General features: G+C 41.7%; 7 protein-coding genes and 1 pseudogene. 2 read left to right on the top strand and 6 right to left on the bottom strand.

Annotated elements, in window-relative coordinates; all coding sequences use genetic code 11:
* Positions 1-57 precede the first annotated feature (57 nt).
* Complete coding sequence (locus tag HWQ37_RS24390) at positions 58-393, bottom strand: XisI protein (protein ID WP_292752002.1); 336 nt, start codon at positions 391-393, stop codon at positions 58-60.
* On the bottom strand, positions 381-797 hold the full coding sequence (locus HWQ37_RS24395; RefSeq protein WP_292752004.1) for a XisH family protein: 417 nt from the start codon (positions 795-797) through the stop codon (positions 381-383). The genes HWQ37_RS24390 and HWQ37_RS24395 overlap by 13 nt, the downstream gene beginning before the upstream one ends.
* 74 nt (positions 798-871) lie before the next feature.
* Between HWQ37_RS24395 and HWQ37_RS24400 the strand changes: the two are divergent.
* Positions 872-1,222 (top strand): annotated as a pseudogene (locus HWQ37_RS24400) (Uma2 family endonuclease); the annotation flags it as partial.
* A gap of 25 nt (positions 1,223-1,247) precedes the next feature.
* On the opposite strand, the gene HWQ37_RS34725 reads toward HWQ37_RS24400, so the two are convergent.
* From HWQ37_RS34725 to HWQ37_RS24415, 3 genes are all read right to left on the bottom strand, one after another.
* Complete coding sequence (locus tag HWQ37_RS34725) at positions 1,248-2,993, bottom strand: sensor histidine kinase (protein WP_363318181.1); 1,746 nt, start codon at positions 2,991-2,993, stop codon at positions 1,248-1,250.
* Positions 2,990-4,048 carry an ABC transporter substrate-binding protein gene (locus HWQ37_RS24410; RefSeq protein WP_292752006.1) on the bottom strand — a complete coding sequence of 353 codons (1,059 nt, stop codon included), beginning with the start codon at positions 4,046-4,048 and terminating at the stop codon, positions 2,990-2,992. Before HWQ37_RS24410 ends, HWQ37_RS34725 begins: the two co-directional genes overlap by 4 nt.
* 130 nt (positions 4,049-4,178) lie before the next feature.
* Positions 4,179-4,724 (bottom strand): shikimate kinase, encoded by a 546-nt coding sequence (locus HWQ37_RS24415; RefSeq protein ID WP_292752009.1) that lies wholly within the window; start codon positions 4,722-4,724, stop codon positions 4,179-4,181.
* A 554-nt stretch (positions 4,725-5,278) separates the two neighbouring features.
* On the opposite strand from HWQ37_RS24415, the gene HWQ37_RS24420 reads away from it, so the two are divergent.
* Positions 5,279-5,473 carry a hypothetical protein gene (locus HWQ37_RS24420; protein ID WP_289797223.1) on the top strand — a complete coding sequence of 65 codons (195 nt, stop codon included), beginning with the start codon at positions 5,279-5,281 and terminating at the stop codon, positions 5,471-5,473.
* Between the two features lie 21 nt (positions 5,474-5,494).
* Here HWQ37_RS24420 and HWQ37_RS24425 read toward each other — a convergent pair whose 3' ends face one another.
* On the bottom strand, positions 5,495-6,190 hold the full coding sequence (locus tag HWQ37_RS24425; protein WP_292752014.1) for a LapA family protein: 696 nt from the start codon (positions 6,188-6,190) through the stop codon (positions 5,495-5,497).
* Positions 6,191-6,278 lie beyond the last annotated feature (88 nt).

Below are 6,278 nucleotides of genomic sequence, written 5' to 3' on the forward strand. Positions count from 1 at the left end.
CCATGTGCAAACCAGCTTGCGAGTAAAGTAATGTTCGTTGTTCGAGGAGCGATCGCATTACGCTACCCCATAATCTGTATACTGACGCTTGTATGGAGCTTGCAAACCCAAGACAATATCCTCTCGTGGTACTCCCATCATCACTAATTCCTCTGCTGGATTGCGATCGGTTAAATTCTGTTGCAGCCAGATTTTGCCATCTTTAATATCAAAATGCATCACGCATCGATAAATACGATTAAATCCTTGCCAACCGACATTCATCCATTGATAATGATTGCGTTCTGTGTCTAAAATTAGTTGGACTTCGACATCATTATCCGAGACATCATCACTGGCATAGTTCGTCAACAATGTTTTAACATACTCTTGATATTTTGCTAGTTTATCCACTCTACAATCACCTCATTTACTGGATTGTAAACAATTAATAGAAACTGATACTGTTTGATCGCAGTTTTAGTAAACTCCAGTTGAAAAAATGTTTGGTACGTATCCAATGGAACTGCTAAGTATAATACTCGCTCTGGTTCATATCCTGCTAATGCTAGACGGTAACTAAGGAATTGTCCCAAAGCGGAGTAAAAATCTCTAATTGCCGAGGGGTTTAAAAAGCTTTTGATTTCAATTGCTATTTTTTCATTTCCTTTTTCTGCGGCAATTATTTTCTCTGCGCCTAAATCAATTTGGAAGTTGACTTCCCCAAATTTAAACTTTAATGGATCGCTCGTAATTATCCATTGTTCTTTTTGCAAAGCTTTTTTAACTGATTCATGAAAAATATCTTTTGCAGACACAGTTATAAAAAATATTCTTTTACGATTTGATATTCCCCATGTTAATATTCTTTGGCATATTGCACTAAATTATCAATGGAGCGATGCGTTCCCCTGATGCTTCTTGGATTGAACTGGAGCGCTGGAATGCCTTAAAAGATGCACAAAAAGCTTCATTTGCACCAATTTGTCCTAGCTTTGTGATTGAGTTACGCTCATCCAGTGTAGGCGTAGCCCGTCGTAGACATCGCCTGATAAAATTACAAGAGAAAATGCAGGAGTACATCGATAACGGGACATTACTAGGCTGGTTAATCGATCGGCAGAATCGAAAAGTATACATTTACCGTCCTAATCGAGAAGTTGAGATTTTGGAAAATCCCGAACTAGTTAGTGGTAATCCAGAATTACCAGGGTTTATCCTACGGATGACCAAAATTTGGTAATTTGTAAGATTATGGTTTGATAATGCTATGCCGCTTTCAGTTGACATACAGGCTGTTGAACTGGAATTTCAATAATGAACTCTGTGCCATTGCCTGGACTAGAAACACAATTCAGAGTGCCATGATGCTTATCTACAATCACTTGATGAGCGATCGCCAAGCCCAATCCAGTTCCTTTGCCAACTCCTTTGGTGGTAAACAAATGCTCAAATATCTTTTGCTTGACATCATCTGTCATGCCAATTCCATTATCTTTAATTCGGACAGTAACTGATTGTTGATCCTCTGTTAGCCCTGTTTTGATCGTAATTCGATTTGGATGTTGTTTGAGATATTCATAACTTTGCCTTTGATTCGATTCTTCCAGAGCATCGATCGCATTTGCCAGAATATTCATGAACACTTGATTGAGCTGTCCAGAAAAACAAGTGATCGCCGGAATCTTATCGTATAATCGCACAACCTCGATCGCTGGACGTAGCTCATTGGCTTTCAGGCGATATTTGAGGATGAGCAGGGTACTATCTAGTCCTTGATACAAATTAAATTGCACCGGATGCTCTGTGTCCGAGCGAGAAAACGTCCGCAAGCTGGTGCTAATATCCCCAACTCGATCCGTTGCCCCTTTCATAGACAAAATCAGTTTCGGCAAATCTTCAGCTAAAAACTCCAGGTCAATCTCCTCTGCATGGTCTTGAATATTAGATGACGGATTAGGATAGGCTTGTTGATATTCGTGTAAATGCTGTAGCAAATCTTGGACGTATTCAGTTGCGTTACTGAGGCTACCCTTGAGAAAACCGACTGGATTGTTGATTTCGTGGGCAACGCCAGCCACCAGATTGCCCAAAGCAGACATTTTCTCACTTTGAATGATTTGCATTTGAACTTGCTGCAAGTCTTGGATTGCTTTCTCTAAATCTTGGGCTTGTTGCCGTAATTGCGCTTCTGATGCCAATAAAGCGGCTTCTACTTGTTTGCGCTGTGCAACTTCTTGTTCAAGTTGCTGGTATGCCTCTACTCGTGTAGCAGCTGCTTGAATCGTATGGGCAAGGAATTGGATTTCGTTATCTGGCAATCCACTGGGCATAACAAAATGGTCAATGCTTTGACTGTCGGTGACGGCTTTATTCAAACGTTGCAGTGGATGTAAGATCGATCGCTGAATCATCACTGTCATCAGTGCTAGAATCGCCGACATCCCAACGAGTAAGGTCAGGGTTGAGGTAGAGAAGGTTTTCCACGCTTGCTGTTGTAGTTCTTCGACATCAAGAATGGCGATCGTCATTCCGCGTCGGTTTGCCTGACCAAACATGGTACTGCTAAAGGGCAAAATTTCTACTAATGCGGGCTTACCATTGATCGTGGTTCTTAAACTCGTTTCTGAACCCGTTTGAGAAGCCTGTTCTAATACTTGAGTCAATTCTGGATGAATTGAAGCATAAGGCGGATTTTGTAATGCGGCTCCACTCCGAGCTAGGGTTTGTCCATTCGGACTGACGATCGCCACCTCTACCACCGTTGGCAGTGTCGCGTAGTTTTGTACCACTCGCTTAATAATGCTTGTATTCCCTAATTCGATTAATCCTTCCGTGGAAAACCCAACCCCCTGAGTAATCGACTGGGCACGTTGTTCTAGTTCTTGCTCTAGCTTTGATTGAATCAAAAAGTAGTTCAATCCCAATGTGGTTAAGCCGACTGTTGCTAGAGAAATGCCAAAACCCATCAGTAGTTGATGGGATAAATTACTTTTAGATAACTTCTGGCTCATGACTTCCATTCTGCCATTGCTTCATTGACAAGGGTCGGATCAATCTCTACGTCTTGCCGAATCACCCGACCATGACGCGGATCTGCTTGGAGAAGTTGGATAATGTCTGCCTTTGCTGAATTGAGACGACCATCTGCTGCAAACATCCGCTTGTTCAAAGTAATATCTCCTTTTTTTAGCCCAGCATAATCACTAGCAAAAGACTCACTACTTTGTCCTAGTTTTTTTCCAACTGCGTTAAATACTTCTGTCGGATGAGTTTCAACTGCGTGCATTACATCAAACCATGCCAGCATGAATTGTTTTAGTTCCGCTTTTTTAGCTTTCATCATGTTGTCACTGGACATCAAGATATCAATCACCAGACTGTCTACTTGTTTTGTGGTGTGAATCACATTGCCCTTAATGCGCTTCGCTGTTTCTCCTAGCATCGGTTCCCACAGCACAGCAGCATCGATCTCACCTGTGCCAATTTTCTGGGCGGCAACTTCATTGGAATAATCTAAAATCTGAACTTCAGAGGGTTTGATTTGATGGGCTTTCAGGGCTTCCAGCAAAATTAAATGATTGACGGTTCCTAACTTTGCTCCGACTCGTTTACCGCGCAGGTCTTCCACCGATTTAATTGCTGGCTTGGCAACAATCCCGTCAGCTCCTGCGGAAATATTGGTTGTCATTAACACCACAGGTTTACCATTCCCCGGATCAACCTGCATCACGTCCCAGAAGGAGACAAATGCTGCATCCAATCTTCCTTGCATGACAGCCCGACTGGAATCTTGCTGGTTATCGAATCGCACAAACTCAACCTCTAGCCCTCGCTGCTTGAAGATATTTGAGGGTTGGGCATAAAGTGCAATGTCAAATCCTACCCAGCTTGTAATTCCTACCCGGAGCGGTTTGAGAGATTGATTTTGCCCAAGACTACAGGCATTGATCCCAAAGGTGAGGAAAAGGGCGATCGCAAATAAACAGAAAAAGGTAGGCTTGATACCTAACCTCAACTTTTGCTTCCACCAGATACTTAATGTGTCGATAATCTGGGCAAATTTCATGACTGACCAATCTCACTTTGGGAAAACCGTACTCAATACAAGAGTTCCCCAAAATATAGTTGGCATAACATCCTATGGAAAAAGTTTGATAATAAATCCGTGTGAAGCCATCACATATTTCTGTCAGCCTTTAATGATAAACTTGTGTTTTGAGAATGCCAGGAATTCCCTCAAGTACTCGCTTGGCAACGTCTTCAGGTGTATCTCCTTCTCGTTCGATGATGTGCAAATCGGCTTGAGAGTAAAGTGGTGTTCGTTGTTCGAGGAGCGATCGCAACTTACCTTGAGGATCGGCATCTTGCAACAGTGGTCTTGTGGTATCCTCAGCTAAACGGCTGTAAATTATCTCCACTGGCGTATCTAGCCACACGATCAAACCGTGGTGCAAGTAACCCCAATTTTCTTGCCGCAGCACAATGCCCCCACCAGTTGCTATAGTCAACTTTGTAAAAGCACAAACTTGTGAAAGTACGTCGCTTTCTAACTGGCGAAACCCGACTTCACCAACTTGTGCAAATAACTGATTGATAGATTGACCTGTTGCTTGGGCAATGACATCATCGGTATCTACAAACCCATAACCCAGTTCCTTTGCTAGTAAGCGTCCTACTGTCGTCTTACCAACGCCCATAATACCAATTAAGTACAGGTTGACTCCTTGTAATAAGCTGCTCACCAGTTGCTTCGCTCCAATTATGAATTCTGAGCCACAGTTTAAAATTATAAATTACTTTTAAAACCTGCAAATTCATCTTCTATTTAAGAGAAATTAACTACCGTTAGTAACTTAGGCAATAAATTAACGATTCTTCTGTGAAATTACCATTACTAATAAACGATCAATTTCTCAGAAGTGTAGTAATTTCCCTCAAGTAACTAGGTAATTGCTGCATAGCGATCGCTATGCTTAACAAAAAAATTAATATAGCTTGTTTGAAACTTTATCCAAAAAATATCTGTCTATCTAAATAATCAGAGTTTTTACTTTGGGGATAATTTTAAGTATACACAATACTGTGTTTCTAACAGCACAGGGTCGTTATTCTAAAACTTCAGTTATAACAAGACCCACTCAATTAAATGTTTTTAATAAAGGTGTAAATAATGACTGATTTACCGCGATCGCTAAAAAAAGCTTGCAAATAAGTTTAAGTTTCGGCACAAAGACTACCGCATATTTCACCCCGATAAGCCTGAATGAATAAATATAGTATGAATGAGGTGTCAACCATGACTCGAATTCGTGACGTTGTAGAAAGAGCTTTAGCAACTGGCTATTTGACAGTTGAAGCTGAAGATCAACTACGACAACTGTTGACTACCCGGTATGACCTCGAAGATTTTAATGCTTTCATGACTTTGCAGGAAGCTGCCATGACTGGTAAAGTCAAGCAGGAGTCTAGAGAGCGGTGTGGCATCAAATAGAGACGTAACACCTGCTACATCTCAACGACGGGGGCGTTTACCATCATCTTCAAAATCATCATCATCCTCAAAAAATTCCCAATCATCATCATCGGCTTGATTGGTAGTCGGTGGCTGATAAGGAGGGATGATTACTCGGTAATCAGCATCATAAATTGATTCAGTTTTCCCCGCAGCCGTATTTTTTGGCTCGCGGTAGCTGTAGGAGTAAACTGAACCAGACCGAGAACTGCTTTTGGCTTCTGATTGACGTTCGTAAGTTGTTGAATCTCTAGGCTCTTGAGCTTGAGAATTCGGAGTAGGTTCTGACTGTTCATCAAAGTTCCAATCATCATCTCTACTGCTATTTGTCTCCCAATCATCAACTACCCCACTGCTAGGTTCTTCTCTTTTACTAGCTGGTGGTGGAGGACTGACAGGACGAGATGTCGGTTCTTCTCTCCGGGTTGACTTCGCACGAGATGGAGTGGCGGTTGTTCTGTTAGGAGTTTGGCGTTGTCCTGCCACAAAATAATTGGATAAGTTAAATAAGGTAGCAATCAATATAGATGTGAAAGCACCAGTGGCAGTACTGAACAAAATCCATATCGCTAGTGGTAATGGTTGAGTTCGCACGCCCAAAAATACTAGCGATAGGGCAGGTGAGAAATTTTGGACTAATAACAGCGTTAGTCCTCCCAGTACTGCCACCAATAGAATTAAGCGAATTACAGCCATAGCAATTTTGTCAGTTGTCAGTTATCAGTGGTTAGTTGTCAGTGGTCAGTTATCAGTCTGATTATGCTTCGCTAATTACTGTTCACTG

Source organism: Nostoc sp. NMS4, assembly GCF_017115095.1.
Lineage (GTDB): Bacteria > Cyanobacteriota > Cyanobacteriia > Cyanobacteriales > Nostocaceae > Nostoc.

Excerpts from the sequence above, each read along its gene's own strand:
- HWQ37_RS24425 (WP_292752014.1), bottom strand. The coding sequence starts at position 6,190 with ATGGCTGTAATTCGCTTAATTCTATTGGTGGCAGTACTGGGAGGACTA.
- HWQ37_RS34725 (WP_363318181.1), bottom strand. The coding sequence starts at position 2,993 with ATGAGCCAGAAGTTATCTAAAAGTAATTTATCCCATCAACTACTGATG.
- HWQ37_RS24410 (WP_292752006.1), bottom strand. The coding sequence starts at position 4,048 with ATGAAATTTGCCCAGATTATCGACACATTAAGTATCTGGTGGAAGCAA.
- HWQ37_RS24420 (WP_289797223.1), top strand. The coding sequence starts at position 5,279 with ATGACTCGAATTCGTGACGTTGTAGAAAGAGCTTTAGCAACTGGCTAT.